At 43.5% G+C, this 19764-nt stretch carries 7 protein-coding genes; all 7 read right to left on the bottom strand.

The window, feature by feature from the left end:
* Positions 1-198: 198 nt before the first annotated feature.
* Complete coding sequence (locus dnm_RS21120; protein ID WP_207678879.1) at positions 199-9204, bottom strand: DUF4114 domain-containing protein; 9006 nt, start codon at positions 9202-9204, stop codon at positions 199-201.
* Positions 9205-9409: 205 nt separating this feature from the next.
* A complete protein-coding gene (locus dnm_RS21115; protein WP_207678878.1) occupies positions 9410-10342 on the bottom strand; it encodes a type II toxin-antitoxin system HipA family toxin in 933 nt (310 codons plus the stop codon).
* Positions 10339-10683 carry a HipA N-terminal domain-containing protein gene (locus dnm_RS21110; protein WP_207678877.1) on the bottom strand — a complete coding sequence of 115 codons (345 nt, stop codon included), beginning with the start codon at positions 10681-10683 and terminating at the stop codon, positions 10339-10341. Before dnm_RS21110 ends, dnm_RS21115 begins: the two co-directional genes overlap by 4 nt.
* Before the next feature lie 89 nt (positions 10684-10772).
* Positions 10773-12368 carry an AAA-like domain-containing protein gene (locus dnm_RS21105; protein WP_207678876.1) on the bottom strand — a complete coding sequence of 532 codons (1596 nt, stop codon included), beginning with the start codon at positions 12366-12368 and terminating at the stop codon, positions 10773-10775.
* 169 nt (positions 12369-12537) lie between these two features.
* Complete coding sequence (locus dnm_RS21100) at positions 12538-15927, bottom strand: MopE-related protein (protein WP_207678875.1); 3390 nt, start codon at positions 15925-15927, stop codon at positions 12538-12540.
* A 28-nt stretch (positions 15928-15955) separates the two neighbouring features.
* A complete protein-coding gene (locus dnm_RS21095) occupies positions 15956-17296 on the bottom strand; it encodes an OmpP1/FadL family transporter (RefSeq protein WP_207678874.1) in 1341 nt (446 codons plus the stop codon).
* 551 nt (positions 17297-17847) lie between these two features.
* Entirely contained in the window at positions 17848-19443 is a 1596-nt protein-coding gene (locus dnm_RS21090; RefSeq protein WP_207678873.1) for an AAA-like domain-containing protein, read from the bottom strand.
* Positions 19444-19764: the final 321 nt, after the last annotated feature.

The following is a 19764-nucleotide window of genomic DNA, read 5'->3' as shown; positions in this document are numbered from 1 at the left end:
TCTCCACGGATGAAGGACTAGCCAAAAAAATAATGTGACAAAGTAAAAATAAGCTGATCTGCCGGACATTCGGACTTCCGAAGTTTTTGAAACTTCGGAAGTCTTTGAATATCGAAAAACGATTGTCCGGGGACTTGGGTTTATTCAATGAATTTCTGTAATTCTGAGATATTCAGGCTTGCATTCACAACATCTGAATTACTGAATAATTTTGTTGTTTACAGCCGCCATAATGTCGATGACCGTGATGCAGCCGTCGTCGTCAAAGTCATAGAACGCATCATAGTCCTGATAGTCCTGATTATCTCGGCAGGTGTTCCACATCAAAGAAATTTTTTCAGTGTCATCGTCATCAAAGTCCCCGTCACCGTCAAAATCATAAAACAGAGAAATCGGTTCTCCGAGATCAATGGTCAGATCATCACCAGATAAGGACACCGATATATCGGACTTAAAAACCTGATGGGCTTCCACTTCGACATCTGCTATTTCTGACCAGGCTTCGCAGGCCCCCTCAGGTTTCACCGTCACTTGGCGGACGGCGTCTTCTCTGCCATGGAGAACAATACGATAGTCATATTCTCCCTGTTCCAACCTGGGCAGAGAAATGATTTGACGACCGTCCTTATCAATTTCAAAGCTGGTTCCCGGTATGTATCCGCCTTCTTTGCCGATGACTCTGCCCTCGGCATCATACAGCAGCAGATCCGCACCCCCGTCAATTTCTATGGATATGCTTTGGTCTCCGGGCTGCGGGAGCGGCATCCCAATATGTTCCATAATCAGTCTGCCCAGTTCTGTTTCCGTTCGCCAGTCAAACCAGTCATCATCATTCCTGTCATCTCGCTTTTTTCTGCTACGTTTACCGGAATCATCCGTGCTTACCAGCGAATCTAACGATGGAACAGGGTTTATTTGCGCGGCACCGGTAATCTGAACGATAAGATCGTTATAATCTTCATCGCTTTCCGGATCATTCAGATCAATATCCTCATACGCAAACGCGTTTCCCTTTTTACTGATATCCGCTTCCTTTTCGCTGATATCCGCCATCTGGCCCAGGTGCATACCGTAATCTGCATTTGGGGAGATTAGTGAAAACAGGGGGCGTATATTTATATCATCCGTAAAAGGGTTTTCAGCCAGCTTTTCAAATGTGGAATTGGGAATCAGGACCGTTGCAAAGCGTTTTCCCGGACCCAGCCGGATACGCTTTGTTCCGTTGTAGGAGCCGTTGTTCCATTCTGTGCCTTCATCTTCGAGTATGCCTCTGAACCGGGCACCTTCTTTGGGATCTGAAAAAACAATACAGCCTTCAATTTCCAATTCAGTGGGCGTCCCCGTGCATGTATGAGACATGACTCTGTCAATGGCTTCCAATATAAAATCATATTTTGTAAGCGATTCCATTCCTGAAAGGCTGAAGATGCCGAATTCCCCCTGAAACGCTCCGCCGTCGTAAAGCCAGTCAATTTCCACGATACCATCTTCTTCCACTGTGAATACTCCCGACTTAAACGTCAGGTTAGGTACGGATTGTCTGTCCCCGGGATTCGAGCAGCCTCTGAATTCTTTCCAGATATTGTATTCCTCAAGGTTGGTAAATCCGTCCCCGTCCGGGTCATCTGGCGAGTCATTGAAGAAGGGATTCAGACGGTAATAAACCTCCCATCCGTCGTTCATGCCATCCCTGTCGGTATCCGAATCTGCCGGGTCAGTTCCGATTTTTGCTTCGAAAATATCCGGCAAATCATCGTTATCAGTGTCTTTGGTTCGGGGATTGGAATTTTTATCATTAGGATCCGTCTCAGCTTTAAACTCATCAAGGTTGGTAAATCCGTCCTCGTCCGGGTCCTGGAATGCGTCATCTGTAGAATAATGCTCCTCCCAACAATCTCTTATCCCATTATCATCACTGTCTTCGGTGAATTCCGCTTCCTGAGAAGTAATACACTCTCCGAAATTTTTCCATGCCTCGTATTCCTCAAGCTCGGAAGGATCATTCTTCACCAGCGGATCCAGTCCGTGATACACCTCCCACCCGTCCGGTATGCCGTCGTCGTCAGTATCCGTATTTGCAGGATCGGTCTCATATTTTTCCTCCGAAATATCGGGCAGACCATCTTGGTCAGAATCTTCAGACTCAGGCACAAATCTTTTATCATTGGGATTACTTCCGGCCTCGAACTCCTCAAAGTTGGTAAATCCGTCGCCGTCCGGGTCTTCGGATGAATCATCCGCAGAAGAATCCAGATCATAATGCACTTCCCAACAGTCTCTTATGCCGTCCTCATCGCTGTCCTCCGTGAAAGGTAACTCGTCCGAATCAGTGCATTCTCTGAATTCTCTCCATTTCTCATATTCCTCAATATTGCTGATGTCGTCTCCGTCACGGTCTTCGAATGCGTCATCAGAATCGTCAGGTACATATCCCAGTTTTGCGGGATTCAGTCCATGAGAAACCTCCCAACCGTCTGGCATACCGTCGCCGTCGGTATCCGGGTTTTCCGGATCGGTTCCATATTTTCCTTCTACAACATCAGGTAAACCGTCATGATCCGAGTCTTTGGGAAATTCGCCTTCGATATATTTGGGCGTTGATTCCTCATTATTCGGATCGCTCGCTCCTTCAAATTCCTCAAGGTTAGTAAATCCGTCTCCGTCGGGATCTTCGGATGAATCATCAGAATCTTCCGGCGGACCATCCGTTTTTCCGGGATTCAGTCCGTGATGCACCTCCCAGCCATCAGTCATGCCGTCGTCGTCGGTATCCGGATTTTCCGGGTCCGTATGATGAACATTTTGCTCCTGAAAATCGGAAAGACCGTCATCATCTTCATCCTGATCTCCGATAAGCGGTTCCGACGAGGTTCCTCTCACGCTTGCGTAAACTCGTTTCGAAGGATCTCCTTTTGATGTTACTTCAAGGATAAAATTTTCGGATTTGCCTTGTGTGTCAGGCAGCCGAACTTTCAGGCATACCACTTTTCTGTCAAGGGATTCAACGGTGCTATCGTGATAGTCTTCTAAGACATCCAAATAATTCCCTTCAGAGTCTCTCATTTCTATATCATAAGTATCTCTTTCAGGGCTGTTGTTCAGCAGAATGAAAGGTATAAAAACAAACTCATCTGCTGTTCCCTCCACATGCCTTATGGGCATTCTTATGGCAAAATCATAGAAAATTTTGGAGCCGTTAAGTTTGATATCCTTTGCATTAAAAATATCTGATATATTCACGCAGTCATCTTTCAGAATATTATCCGCGTAAATTTCTATATGTTCCGCATTGATTGCATTCCTGGGAAGCCCTCTCAGATCCAGTATTCCGGATTTTCCTACGGCAAGTATAATCTTGTCAGAATCAGACAGGGAATCCGGACTGATATCCCGGAGATTGAGTATCCAGTTATTGCCGCCAGCGATAAGAAGCTTTTCAGAGATCGTTTTTCCGCTCACGTCAACCGTGCTTGGATCGCAAGACAGAGAACCGCCCCTTCCGCAGCTTTCCATTGTCCCGCCCTGAATCGTAACCGGCGCGGAAAAAATAAGCTCTCCGCCTTTTCCGCCATATCCGTTGCAATGCCCGTAAAATGCTTTTCCGCCTTTTCCTGAGGAAATATGCCCTTTTGTTCTGTTGATTACAGTGCTGTCCGCCAGAAGAATCGTATCTCCGCCATTTCCGCCAAAGGCATCGTAACAGGCAGTGCAGGGACCGGAAGGTGTTTTTGCAGAACCGCCGTGTCCGCCGTCAGTGTCTGATTCGCAGTCAGGGCCGACAGTCCCGTCATTGACAATCATGTCGCCGTATATTTCAACACTGCCGCCGTCTCCTCCCACAGCAAATTCAGCAAAATGATAACCTCCCTGACCTCCCTGAATCGTTCCGTCAGCATCATTATAGAAGATATTTCCGGCATTCAGGATGACATTTCCGCCCGGCAGAACAGGGGTTTCCTCAGACACATCCGGTTCATAATCGTCAGAAGCTGCCACATCGAAAGGATCATCAAAGCGGGACCCTGAATCATCGGACTTTTCCAAATCATCAGACCCCGTTTCGCATTCGTCAGGAACAGGGGGCACCTCTTCTATTGTGTCCGGCGCATCTGCTCCGCTGATTTCTCCGTTATTATAGATAAAATCGGTTGCTGACAGCTTTATATCTGTTCCCGGGTCGCTGCTTGTTAATACGGCCCCCTCAGAGATATATAATCCTTTTATTTTGTTCCCCTCGTTGATTTTACTGCCATCGGAGCCGCAGGAATATTCCGGGTCCTCATCCCGGGTTCTCACATCAGCCAGCTTGAAGTTTATTGTATGACCGGAGTTGATCAGAACTGTATCCGCTTTTGTGGGAATTCGGTTAGGATTCCAGGTTGTCTCCTCATTCCAGTCTCCGCTCTGAAACGATTCAATCAGAGTTCCGCTGCTTCTGGCATCTTCAATCATCAGATTGATGTTGTCCTGGCTTATTTCTTCCAGGGGAACCGCCAGATAATCCTGAGCGCAAACGTGTTTTTTTATGCCTTTGTATGTCCACTCCGACGGAATAAAAACATGCTCGAATTTGGCAGGGATCAGTGTTCCTCCTGTCCAGTCAGAGGGAACTTCAATGCTGTAAAAGCCGTATTCATCTGTCTGAGCATGACCGGGGCCGCCTTCTATAACAACACCCGGAACGCCTTTATCTTCCGAGTTAAGAATATAACCTGAAATTATATAGAAATCCTCGGCTTCTCCTGAAACATGACCGTTTAGGGTTTTCCAGGACACGTCAGGGGGATTTCCTGTATTGTATTCCAAAAGCGTACTGTCATCCGTTTCAGCCTTAATGGGATTTGTGCCGAAAAACTCCTCCCATATATCAGGAATCCCATCGTTATCATCATCCGGGTCTTTGTTATCCCCGATGCCGTCTTTGTCTGAGTCGTATTGCTCTGTCGGATCTTTAGGGAAAGCATCTCTTTCATCTGGCACACCGTCTTTATCCCGGTCATCCGGTCTGTCCCAGCAATTTCCCTTGCAGACCTTTGTGATTAAGGGATCAGAGATATTTTTATCTTTATCTTCGGCGTAGATGGCAATGACATATTCGCCCTCACCCTCATCGGGAAAATCTTCATAAATTACTTCACATTTATATCTTTTATCCGTTGGATCATATTTAAGCTCTCTCTTGTCCAGTGTCGTAATGCAGCACACTCCATCATGGTCATCACTACCGGGGCTGATTACCGCCCATATTTTGGCAATATTTTTTCTTGCTATGGCGTTCTTTGCCCATATAATCGTCGGCGTTCCATCATCGCTTAATGTCTGATTCGGTGCTACAGATTTGATCAGCCTTTTGCTGTCAGCCCGTATTATTCCGGCACCAATAAAATAATTGGCCGCAAGGTTCTTATCGTTTATCTGAGCATTATTCTGTTCATCTATAAGTTCAATGAATTTTTTGGCGGCAATGAAAGCCTCATTAATATTTTCACCGTCAGATACACTTCTCCAAAAATACTTGGAAAAAGAGAGGCCACCATCGGAGACAAAATATGCTGGCTGATTTTTGCCAGAGCTGCCAACCAGGATACGTTCCTTCTCGTTCGGCGGAGAAAGCAAAGAAAGAAAATTTTCAGAATTGCAGGAATCATAGATAACTGTAACTTTTCCGGGAATCTTATCGGCTTGCAGGCTATCCAGCCACTCATCCAGCATTTCTGCTGAAATTGTTTCTGTATCATTGATACGAAAGTCCCTGCCATCATCATCTCTGATTTTGCTCTCTCCGACCATATACAAAACCACATCCCGAGCATCGGCTGCCCAGGTATTGACGGCATAGTCCAAACTCTCAAAACTCGGAGTACCATATACACCCGAAGATAACTCAGGACTCAGAAAATAAATATCATTGTCATCATATCCCTGGTTTCGCAGTGCATTGTAAGCAATTTGTCCAAGTTCTGTCAGCACCCCTCTGGTTACATATAAGGAATAATCACCGACAACAAGAATTACTTTTCGCCTTGACGTATCTTCAACTGTAACTTTGATCAGCTTCGGAGGTGATGATGTATTTCCGGCAGCGTCCTTGGCATATACCGAGATCAGATATGTGCCAGGCACATCAAATTTATAATACTTTTCTTCTTCGTAATATTCTTCATAGCGGTTATCTCCCCTATATTTAAGATCAATATAAGGCAAATCAATGCCATATTCATCTTTTGAGAAATCATATTTTGGCGGCCTGATAACTGCCCATACACGGGCAACTTCATCACCATCTGGGTCACTTACACCTTCGGCATATATAGAAGCCTTTGCAGTTCCTCCGGTCAGGGTCTGATCCGGTGATACATTCGCTATAACAGGAGCTTCTCCTGAGACAGTTGTGCCGTTACCAATATAAATGTTCCGGGCAAGTTTGCCATCCTCATCCTCTTCATAGACTCCGTTGCCATTATCATCTATAAGCGCATGCTGGTCTTGTATTGTATGAACTGTGGCTGTTTGAGCTGTAACAAAAGCATCTGCAAGGTTTACTCCGTTAAAAATTTCCGTCCAGAAGTAACTTGAGAAAGACACTGAGCCATCTGTAAAAAATTTTGCTGATTCTTCAGCAGAGGCACTGGTGATGACAATTCTCTCTTTATCTGCTGACGGCTTCAGATAAGGCAAAAAACTCCCAGAATGGCAAGCTTCATAAACCACTATAATTTTACCTGAAATTTTATTTTGAAGCTCATTGAGCCAGTTATCCAACTCATCTGGTTCATCAGATACGGTCAACGTCTCATTTTCGTTTATGTGGAACGTACCTTTTCCGCCGTGATCCACAAGATACAAGACCACATCAGTTACACCTTCTGCCAATTCTTCGGAGAGAATAATATTTCTCAGATCGGCTTTTGTAGCAGGGGCATCTACATCTGCTTCACCATTACCTGTTAAATCAAGGTCAGTATCTGAACTCAGATAATAGATCGTCTCAGGGGTGAATCCCTGATAAATTAAAGCTCGGTATGTGAAGTTGGCGGCTCCCTGAGTTATCCCGTGTTTCCACAGTTTGTCATCAGAGCTTTCAGAGTTTTCGGAGCTTTCGGAGCTTTCGGAGCTTTCAGAGCTTTCAGAGCTTTCGGATTTTCGGCCAGCTACAATAATCGCCTTCATTTTTTTATCAGCGTCCTGGCCCTTTCTGAATATCTGAACCCGATGGTTTCCGGTATCAGCGACATATATTCTCCCGTTTTCATCAACATCAATTCCTCCGGGAAATGTCACTTGTCCGATCTCGTGGCCCGGCTCGCTGATTTGGGTGACAAAGGTGGCTTTGTCATCCTCTAACAGAAATTTCCAGATACGGTAATTATACTCACCTGTCGAGACATAAAGATACTCCTTGCCTGGCATGGCCGGGTCATCTGATGGCTCATACTGAATTGTCAATCCTGAATATTCAACAGCCGGCCCCGTAGTTTCGGATTCTTTGGCAAGTTCGATTTTCCAGTCTTTGAAACGTGTTCCGTCAGGTGAGAACTTCTGAACACAATTACAGTCCTGGTTTACCGAATAGACATTTTCATTTTTGTCAACAGCCACTCTGACAGGTGACTGAGCCTTCCACACCGTACCTTCTGCCGGGCTTTTGTTTATGTGAAATTTATGGATTCGGTTGGTTCCCAAATCCGATACATAGACATAATCGTCATGGACAGTAATTCCCACAGGTATTAAAAAATTATCCGGCCCAAGTTCTAATTCTTTATTTTCGTTGATGGCATGCTTACCCCACACCCCTAAAGGCTTTCCGTCAGGATCAAATTTCTGGATCCGGTGGTTTAAGGTGTCTGCGACATAAACATTTCCATATTTGTCAACAGCGATATCCGCAGGAAATTCAAATTCTGCGGCATCTTTAGTTGTTGCTTCACCGTCGCCTTCTTTTCCCCAGATATCAATAAGTTTTCCGTCACTTCGTCTGAACTTCTGGATACGATGATTTCCCGAATCTGCAACATAGATGAACTCGTCATCCTCGGTTTTATATACCGCGATGCCAAGGGGAGACTGGAATGTTCCTTTTTTGTTATTTATCCCGGTCCACTTGGAAATAAAGGTTCCGTGTGAATCGAATTTCTGAATGCGCTGATTTCCCGTATCTGCGACATAGACAAATCCGTTATTATCTATGGCAATATCTCTGGGGGATTTAAATTCACTATTCTCAACGCTTGCAGGCAGATAGTTTACCAGGTCTTTCAATGCCTGAAAATTCATTCTGTATGTTTTGATAAGTTCCAAATAGTCTTCAATCAGTTCATCGATCCGTGCTTTCACAGAATTTATTTGGGATTCTCCTTCCCATTTTGTTGCCACACAGGTTGCAGAATTCTCCTCTAGCCGAAACTTCTGAACCGTACCATTTCCCTCATTGACCACATAGACAAACCCTTTATCAATGGCAATGCCGTTGGGAGCGTTGAGCAGACATTCCTCACCGTCTTCGCTTTCATTTCCCCATTTGAATACAAATTCACCATCTGATGTGAATTTCTGAATACAATTGGTTTCCGAATCTGCGACATAGACAGACCCTTCACTATCAATAGCGATTCCCCGGGGAGCCAAAAATTCACCGTCTCCGTTCCCCTTTATGCCCCATCTGATCAGAAATTCTCCATCTGAATCAAATTTCTGAATCCGATAGTTTCGCGAATCTGACACATAGACCGAACCATCCTTTCCCACAGCGATTCTTTGAGGAAACGAAAATTCTCCTTCTCCGCTTCCGTATTTTCCCCATGCATCCAGAAATTTTCCATCCAACGAAAATTTCTGAACCCGATGGTTATATTTTTCAACGACATAAAGACAATTATTGTCATTGTCAATCGCTACCTGAGTCGGAGCGTCAAATTTTCCATTTTCCTTGCCATAGCCTCCCCATTGGGTCACAAAGCGACCGTCAGGTGTAAATTTCCGAATACAATGGCTGTACATGTCCACAACATAAACATAGCCTTCGTTATCCACTGAAATCCCTTCCACGTCGCCAAAATACCAGGGCTGATGCAACGTGGGCCACAGCCGCTCAAATTTATAGGTTTCTTCGCCTGAAGCCAGAAGCGGCGAAAAGATCATGGCGATGATGCAAACGCTGATGATTGCCAACCGATTAAACGGGTTTTTTGTTCTTGGTTTCATTTTTTTACTTACCTCCTGATTTAAAATGTTAAAGATTTTTGAATCACGGATTTACTCAGATGATACATTTAAGCGGAATCCGGATAATCTGTGTTAATCTGTGGTTCAGAACTCAGAACCACGGATTTACTCAGATTTCATGGATTTCACGGATTTTTTTAATCAGCGGCATCCGGGTCATCTGTGTGAATCTGCGGTTCGGATTTTATCCAAAAAGTCGTTTCATTCTTTCTCCGAATATTTCAAGAATCTTGGTCTTTAATTGCTCAGGCAAAAAACTCTTTTGTATCATCATTTCAATCTCCGATTTAAGACGGTTCAGGCGGCTTAAAACAGAATCAGTCTGTTCTCTGTCAAGTCCGAAATGTGCTGATAATCTGATAAAATCCTTTTTGGAAATGCGATTCCTCTTTCCCTGTAAGCTGAGGCAGGTTTCTTCACGCTCATCCGGCAATACCAGCTTGGAACTGACAATATCATACGCGGGCGAAAGATGATATCCTGCTTCCCGGGTTCGAATAAGAGAGAAATTTTTCAAATGTGCATCGCCGTTTCCAAGTATAAAAAAAAGAAGAGCGCGTTCATAAAGTTTCATAAGATCAGCCCCGGGATCATCTGAGTTTTTTTTGATAAAATTTGCAATCCGTTCATAAGAGCCGTCGTATTTATCCCTGATATCAAGTAACTGCTGAAAATCCTCCTGCTCAAATTTAAACCCGCCTTCTGTTCTGTCAAATCGCTTCACCACATATGCGAATCTGTTATCCGTGAGCGGAAGAAGTCCGTGAGACGGCACATCTATACCGCATACAGAGGCTATGCACATACAAAGGTTCTCATTTTCAGGAAGACACAGAAAAAGGTCTGTCTGAGGTTTTAAAATGTAAAGACCTCCTCGCTTCACAACAACCAACTGACGTTTCTTCCGGTTATGAACCGCAGATAATTTAGGCTGAACACCGGACACGGACATCTTTCCGACCATCTTCAGAGATTCACTGAGAATATCAGGCGTGCTGAAAGGCACTTTCGGAGGGATTTTGTCTCCGAAAAGTTTTTTTGAGCATTCCGCATGATAGCCATGCCGAATATTTTGATCTGAGTCAGAAATCTGACAGGAGAAACATTGGATTTTCATATGCTTTCACTTTCCTCTGCTGGAAACACCGTTACTGCACCGACACAATCTCCGCAGGTTGCCAGAAGGAGATCAAATTTATTTTTCGGATCAATCTTGAGGGTCCGGCATGTGATATCCAAAAACCAGCCTTCAGGGAGCAGCCCGAAAAAAAAGGAGAACAATTTTTTACTCTCATAAGGTTTTTCCCTCAGAGGCAGGGTAAGGCTTACTGGCTGTGCATTCGGAAGGGAGAGATAATTCTTATAATATGTAAAACGATAGCCGGTTCGGGTCATTTCCAAAAGACCTGCTTTGTGATCCCGCAGATAAACATTGCCCTTCTTTTTTCTGTTCCTCATCGTATCATCCGATTATTATTGAGTTGATCAAAGGGATTTCCCGGATTTTTTAATCAGCGGAATCCGAGTAATCCATGTTAATCCGTGGTTCAGTTCCCCGTTGCCACAAACACCGGCACGACCGTCACACCGGTATTTTCGTCCTGATAATCCTTCTCGTAATGGTTCCGGTATTTATCATCAATGTGTTCCACGAACACCACCAGATAAATAACCTTCAGACTCAGTTCTTTTCCGTATTGTGCGGCCTGTTCCAATGCTCTGCTGTATGCGGGTTTGTCCTTGTAGCTTTTGAGTTCCAGCGCGTAAAGTTTTCCCCCGTGTTCGATGAGGATATCCACCTTTCCGTTGCCTGTGGGAAATTCGGGCCAGATTTTTGTGTCATAGCTTCCTAAAAAACGCACCAGATATTCGTAAAGATTGAAATGAAACACTGCCTCGTAAATTCTCAGATCGCTGCGTCTCGGTGCATCCCTCAGCATCCAGTCCCGGTTGTTTTGCAGATGCCTCTCATACCGTTTCATGAGATTCCTCACATTTAGCGTTTTCTCCGTAACGATGTCATCTGTATCCTCGAAAGGTTCGTAAATGATTCCCATATGCGGAAACAATTGGTATGAGAAATAATTGAACAGCCGCTTCTGAACAAAGGGGCAGGGAAATCTGACTGAGAATTTTCCTCCGGTCCCTTCCCGGTCAATCACGCCATTCATGTATAAGAAGTTGACAACTGGCTCGTCAAATTTGAACGGAACCTTCTCATCTGTCTTAAACAGTTCTATGACAAACTGCCGGTAAGGTTCCTGTTTTGCCTTGCTGATAATGTTCAGGATATTGTTGTTCGGAAGAATCTGACTCGCGGCAGCGTAAACATAGTCAAAATCATCCATAGTCACCGGTCTGCTTTGGTCCGGCTCATATTCGTCAAATCCCTCGGTCAGCAGCTCTCCGAACCATGACACCAGCCCTGGCTGCCCCCGGGTCTCGTAAAACACACGGTCAGTAACCTCCGGTTCCACTTTCTGACCGCTTTCCCTCTCATACCATCCGAACATGGATTCCACCTCTTCAAAGGTGAGCCTGGGAATATGAAGGCTTCGCTGGACGTTGAAGGGCGAGCCTCTTCTGTTTTCAATGCCCAGAACGCTCCGCACACCAATGAGTGCCACACCGTGAAGAAGATATTCTTTTTCAGATGAAGGTTTGGGATCTTTCTGGCGCATATTGTAAATATATCTGAACACGCCGGCCAACGCGCTGATAGCATCTTCGGCCAATGCGTCGAACTCATCAATCATCAGAATCAGGGGCTGGTCAATGACTCCCTTCATAAACAGTTTATGGAAATCATCTGGTGTATCTGCTGAGATGTTTTTCAGTTTCAGTCGCTCTGCAATCTGATTTGCAACAGATTTGAAAATCCGGTTCGTATCTTCCTGCATTTTCAGATATTCCAAGTCAAGACTCAGCACATGAAACCGCTTATCTTTCCTCAGTTTGTGAAAGACCTCATTCATAATCCATGTTTTTCCGCATTGACGGGGTGCCCATACGGTGATGTAATGGCCGCCTTTGTTCGGATTGTCTCCGATAAGGCGAGCCAGACTGTTTTGAATTATTTCCTGTCTTGACACATGAAAATGCAGGTCTTTGTCAACAGGTCCGTAAGATGAAAATTTACGCATGTTTTTTCCTTTTTGCTGAGGTTTGAACCACAGATTTTAGCGGATTACTCGGATTTCACGGATTTGTTATAATCAGCGAGCCAATGATTCTGCTTTCCCAGACCGCACGGAGTGCAAAATAAACTGCAAACAATCCGTGAAATCTTTGAAATCTGTGTAACTCTGTGGTTCAAGACCCCGTCAATCTTCGCAAAATATAAATCACTTCCTCCAATCCGCTCTTTCCATCGTTGTTTATATCTATGGTAAAGGTTTCAGCGCTCTGTTGTTCTGTCAATATCTGCAAAATAAGGATAGCATCAGAGAGACTGACGACCGGCTCCAAAATGACATCGTGCGTGAAAGAATCAGCAGAACCGCCTTTTCCGGTACTCTCCAAATTTTCCATAGCGGTGTTATATCCGTCAGCTTCAACAGTCATATTGTCAGAAGAAGAACAAAAAATCATCTCGTAGTGACCATCTTCCCCGCTGATGGCTGTGTCATTTTGATCTGTTTGAATCAGCGCACCTTCGATGGGTTCTTTGGAAAATTTGTCGGTTATGGTTCCGGTAACTGTTCTGGTAACACAGGAATGAGGTCTGAATATCTGCAAACGATACTCCGTGCGATAGCCCAGAACATCTGAATTGGAATTCTTTACCTTTACATAGTAAAGACCGTCTTTAGCGCATGTCCAGGCACAAGTTTCAGCTTGGCCCTCCTCCTCCTTATTGACAGGAACAATGACCGATGTTCTGTCAGCATCATAAAGCTCTGTTACAGGATCGCAATCTTCTTCCGGATCGCTTACCTCGATTGTATAAGACTGGCTGGAAAGTCCGTAGAACACAAACCAGTCCTCATCCTCAGGAGCATGAAAATTATGACACTGAGATTTTTCGGTGTTTAATGTGACGATGTTTGGCTCTTGCTTAGAACTATCTTCTGCACATTCATCAATCTCATCATCACAGTCATCATCTTTGTCATTAAAAATTTCAGGACCAGGAACCTCCGGATCAGAATCATTGCAGTCATCACAACTTTCCACATAACCATCAGGCCGCGTACAAGCTAATTTGGAATCACTATTCTTATCACCGTGTCCGTCCTCGTCAGCATCGAGGCAATAATTAGTCGGAAGGTCAGGATCGGAGTCATCGCAATCATCGCAATTTTCAACATAACCATCAGGTTGCGTACAGGACTCCTTGGTGTTATTCGGATCGCCATATCCGTCTTTGTCGGCATCGAGGCAATAATTAGTCGGAAGGTCAGGATCGGAGTCATCGCAATCATCGCAATTTTCAACATAACCATCAGGTTGCGTACAGGACTCCTTGGTGTTATTCGGATCGCCATATCCGTCACCGTCGGTATCCAGGCAATAGTTTTCGCAGACTTTACAACACCCCTCATCAACCTGCCCGTTACAGTTGTCATCCTTCCCATTGCAACAAAGTTCCTCAGCACCGGGGATTAAGGGATCACTATCGTCGCAGTCATCGTCATTTTCAACATAACCATGAGGCTGCCCGCAATCTGGTCTGGACTTATTTCGATTACCATGTCCATCTTTATCTTCATCCATATACCAAGTAGGACATGTTGTAGTTGTAGTTGTAGTTGTAGTTGTGGTTGTAGTGCTTGTAGTTGTTGTGGTCGTTGTTGTAGTTGTCGTAGGTCTGGTCGTTGTGGGACAAAGAAGATCACCATTTTTGCAATCCTGATCAATGCCATCACCGCAGATTTCCGTTGCTCCCGGATGAACCGATGATTCTCCGTCATCGCAGTCGTCCAAGCCTTTCAACTCCGATTGGATTTTATGCTTGGCAGGTCCTTCACATGAGGTGTTATCAGTCGTACCATCTGAATATCCGTCATCATCCGTATCCTTATACCAAGTCTGACCGGGATGTTCATTTTTATCAGTGTCGTCACAGTCATCTAAGCCTTTCAACTCCGATTGAAGCTTATAGCCAGCAGGTCTTTCACATGAATTTTTGGTTGTGCCATCCGAATATCCGTCATTATCCGTATCTTTATACCAAGTCTGATCAGGATGCTCATTTTTATCAGTGTCGTCACAGTCACCTGAGCCTGTCAGTTCTGACTGAATTTTATAGCCAGCAGGTCTTTCACATGAAGTGGTATCGGTTGTGCCATTCGAATATCCGTCATTATCCGTATCTTTATACCAAGTCTGGCCGGGATGCTCATTTTTATCGGTGTCGTCACAGTCACCTGAGCCTGTCAGTTCTGACTGAATTTTATACCCTTCAGGTTTTGCACATGAGGTTTGAGTTATAGAGACTGGATGGTCCGAATATCCGTCATTATCTGTATCCTTATACCAAGTACACTCCTGAATATCAGGGTCATTATCATCACAGTCGCATGATATCTCCTCCAATTCTGATTCAGGCTTATAATATTCAGCAGGTTTTTCACATGAATTTTTGGTTGTGCCATCCGAATATAAATCATCATCTGCATCCTTATACCACTTCTGACCGGGAAACGCATCTGAATCATTATCATCGCAGTCCGTGTTATCTTCTACACAATTATGGCATATTTCAGAATTCTGCCATTCATTATTCGGATCACCGTATCCGTCGCCATCATTATCCAAATAAATTTTATCATCGCAGTTATCCACATAACCTGTGGGTCGAGAACGTCTCTTAACTTTGGTAGGTGGATTGTTGATACCCTTTCCATCGCCGTCTGGATCTGCGAACCACTCAGGAGTATCACAGGCGGGGTCTATGGGATCCATATATATATCAAATATTTTTTTACCTTTTTCGATAAAGTCAAATTCTTGTTCAGGCTCATCTTTATAACCATCGGCATAGGCTCTAATTGTGTATTTGCCTAAATCAAGCGATGTTGTAAAATAGAAACCCATCCATTTAGAATAAAACTTTTCATGGCTTTCCTCACCACCTAAATCTAAACTTTTAACCTCCGAAATAAGAATACCCCCTTTTTTTATCTGAATCGTTGCTCCGGGAATTCTTTCATTACAAGCGCGATCATACACATACCCCTTAATTTTCACCTCTTCAAACTCGCCAGCATCCATTATATTTATCTCAATCTCGTACTCCATACTGGTGCCAAAATCGCCGTTATTTAATATTCTCACATAGTAATCGCCATCTTTCGGGCAGTCCCAATCATGAGATTCATAATCGCCCTTGCCTCTGTCATTTACTGCTTCTTCTTTAAGCATGAGTGTTCTGCCATCCGTGTCATAAATCTCAAATTTGAGGTCGCAATCATCTCCCAGATTATATAGTGGTGTTACCCTGATGGTATAAGTACAAGAACCATTACAAATATCCTGATCCTCTTTCTTTGCCTCAAATACCACCCAATCCTCATCTCCTTGTGTATGGAAATTATGGCGTTGAGCTTTATCGCTATCCACAGTAATTATTCGTGCCTGGTAGCGGCTGTTGTCTTCCTCGTAGATGTCAGGACTTATCTGAGCAAAGCAAGGCAAAGAAATTGAGATTAAAAGATACAATACAAAAAAACTCCAAAAAATCAAAGTTTTGCTCCTCATTTTTTTATTCTCCTTTTAAGTAAAATTGTTAAAATTTATACCAAATCATGGAAATATAAACCATGTGTTCATTCACATCTTCGGAAAATAGGAATTCCTTTGCCAAAGCTTCTCCGACCTCATTGCCGAAACGATACTGATAGGCAAGGTCTAAAGAAAACCATTTATTTTTGGTAAAACCCAAACCTACAGCAATTCCATAAAAATCATCAGAATTGCCTTCGGCCGGACCAGGATCATAAAGTACTCCGGCTCTTATGGGAATAAGATATCCTTTGTCTTTATCTATAAAGCGATATTCACCACCTATTCGGATTTGATGAGTGGGGGATATATCTGATTCATTAGTGTCTCGCCCCGTAAAAGGACTTGTTTCATTGCCCTCATAATCCTTATAAACACAGTCATCCCATTCAGTTCTGTAAATATCTCCTGATATGGAAAAATTCTCCGAGACATTATAAACAATCCCCAACCCGTATGACATGGGCATTTTTATTTCTTCATCCCACACATGATTTTGTTCCGTCACTGCTTTTTCATCAAACAGAGGATAAAGAAGTTCTGCTTTTCTCTCAAACTTATGTTCTATATCTGCCTTAAATGGTGATTTGATAACACCTCCGATAGTCCATTTATAGTTTATCTGCCAAAGAAAGCCTAAATTGAAATTAAATCCGCTAAACACATGTTCCTCATTTTTTGAAACATTTTCAAAAAATTGCATTTCCTCATCTGTGCCTGAGCTTGTCTTTCGGTATTTTTCTTCCCAACTGTTAGGACTCAGATCATCATTCCAGAAATTCAAAGTAAAACCCAATGAAAGCTGCGGAACAACCCGAATACAGTAGGAAAGACCAAGAGCCGTCAGACTTCCTGTTTGTTGGTAATCCCAATAATTATCAGAAATTTCGTCATCTATGTTCTTTTGTAGAAGAAACGCCCACTCCCGATTAAAATCATAAAGATGCTGATAGGTTAATGAGACAACCATATTTTTTTCAGAAAGCTCAAACGGATAGGTTGCGCTCAGGTAGTTGATGTTGTTGTCTGAAATGCTGTGGGAGCCATCCGCTTCAGGATTGGTTCCGAATTCAATATCCTCTCCCCGATGATAAAAAGAGCCCACAACGGAAAATTCCGGAAGTCTCAGTTGGGTCAGCCCCCCGGGGTTCCATGAAGCAGCGGTGGCATCGTCTGCCACGGCAATAAATGCGCCCCCCATGCCAAGTGCCCTTGCCCCCGAACCCACCGGATTGAAAGATGACGGAATCTCAACCTCAGCGCCATAAGCTGACGCTGAAAGCGCTGTTAATAACATCACAAGAATCACAAGCATTTTTTTCACAAAAAGGTTTTTTTTTGTCATTATAACATTCCTTATCATTTGTATTTTTTTATAAAAAATTTTAAGAAAAGATTTCATTCTCTCATATCATATAAATAGGCGACTATACATTTGAAGTCTGTGAAAAATAAAAATTCCCTCCCCCCTTGATATAATAAATATGCAGGATAAAATTTTTTCTTATAAAAAAATTAACAAAAAATTTTAAACATGAATATTTGTCTGAACTTTGATGAAAGGATTAAAAGATTTCCAGAATTAATCTTCTGTTTTTATTATGATATTTATTTTTATACAAAATTCCGAACCACGGATTTGCTCAGATTGAACGGATTGCACGGATTTTTTAATCTGAGAAATCCGGGTAATCCGTGTAAATCCGTGGTTCAAAGTTCCGAACCACAGATTTGCTCAGATTGAACGGATTGCACGGATTTTTTAATCTGAGAAATCCGGGTAATCCATGTAAATCCGTGGTTCAAAGTTCCGAACCACGGATTTGCTCAGATTGAACGGATGACATGGACTTTTTAAAATCAGCGGAATCCGGGTAATTTGCGAAAATCTGTGGTTCAGTTCCCCGTTGCCACAAACACTGGCACGACCGTCACGCCGGTATTTTTATCCGGATAATCTCTTTCATACTTGTGCCGGTATTTGTCATTAATATGTTCCACGAACACCACCAGATAAATGACGTTCAGACTCAGTTCCTTTCCATATTGTACGGCCTGGTCCAATGCCATGCGGTATGCGGGTTTGTCCTTATAGCTTTTCAACTCCAGCGCATAAAGTTTCTCGCCATGTTCGATGAGAATATCCACTTTTCCGTTGCCTGTGGGAAATTCGGGCCAGACTTTGGTGTCATAGCTTCCGAAAAAACGCACCAGATATTCGTAAAGATTGAAATGAAACACTGCCTCGTAAATTCTCAGGTCGCTGCGCCTCGGCGCGTCCCTCAGCATCCAGTCCCGGTTCTTTTGCAGATGCTTTTCATATCGCCCCATGAGATTTTTCACGTTCAGCGTGTACTCTGTTACGATGTCATCGGTATCCTCGAAAGGCTCATAAATGGTTCCCATATTCGGAAAAAGCTCATGGGAAAAATAGTTGAACAGGCGTTTCTGAACAAACGGACAGGGGAACCTGACATAATTTTTTCCCCGGGACTTCTCCCGGGTCACCACGCCGTTCATATAAAGAAAGTTCAGTCTGGGATTGTCAAACTTGAAAGGAACCTTTTCAGAGGTTCTGAACAATTCGAGAGTCAGTTCCTTATACGGCTCCTGCCTTGCTTTGCTGATGATGTTCAGAATATTATTATTGGGCAGCGCATCCACGGCATCCGAATAAACTTCTTCAAAATCGCTCACAGTGACCGTTTTTTCAGGATCCGGCTCATAGCTCTCATATCCCTCGGTCAGCAGCTCGCCGAACCATGACACCAGCCCCGGCTGTCCCTGAGTCTCGTAAAATATCCGGTCAATAACCTCCTGTTCCACCTTTCTGCCACTCTCCTGCTCGTACCATCTGAACATGGATTCTGTTTCCTCGGGCTTCAGATTGGGAATATGCAGACTGCGCTGGATATTAAATGGCGAGCCTTTGACGTTTTCAATGCCAAGAACACTTCGGACACCAATGAGTGCGACACCGTGAAGAAGGTATTTCTTTTCCCATGCAGGCTTTGGATCATTTTGTCTGTGGATATAGATATTCCGAAACACACTGGCTATGCCGCTGATTGCGTCCTCTGGCAAGGCATCGAATTCATCAAGGATAAGAATCAGGGGCTTACCCAGAATATTTTTTCTGAAAACATTCTCAAATGTTTTCAATGAGTCGGCATGAACAGCATCATTATCCAGTTCATCGGCAAGTTCATCTGCAATGGCATTTACGATATCATTCACATTGTTTTCGTTTTTCAGGGATTCTAATTCTAACTTGATCACATGAAACCGCTCATCTTTTCTCAATCTGTGGAACACCTTGTTCATAATCCATGTTTTGCCGCATTGTCTGGAAGCCCAGACAGTGATGTAATGGCCTCCCTCGTCAGGCTCATCGCCGATTAACTGATTGTAACCTTTGTCAATAAGTGCTTTCCGAGGCACATAATAATGAAGTTTGGTATTTACAGGTCCGTAAGATGAAAATTTACGCATGTTTTTTTCCTTTTTTAGCGTGTTTGAACCACGGATTTTTACAGATTACTCGGATTTCACTGATTTTTTAATCTGAGATATCTGGTTATTAATCCGTGTTAATCTGTGGTTCAGAGGCTTGGGGAATTTTTTTCCTTTTCTTATCCGGCTTCCTTGTACTTTTGTTCTTAATCATGAAAAATCCCTTAATCCTTTCATCAGGGTTCGGACAAACAGACAAATATCCCCTCATTTTATTAAAATAGAAAATTTCGGTTATTGAGGACATTTTTTTATATAAAAGTGTTAGGTGTTAAGTGTTAAGTGTTAGGAATAATTTTG

This window comes from Desulfonema magnum, assembly GCF_017377395.1.
In the GTDB taxonomy this organism is placed as follows: domain Bacteria; phylum Desulfobacterota; class Desulfobacteria; order Desulfobacterales; family 4be13; genus Desulfonema_C; species Desulfonema_C magnum.
Note: the sequence above shows the minus strand (reverse complement) of the source record. Positions and strands in the feature narration are given on the sequence as shown.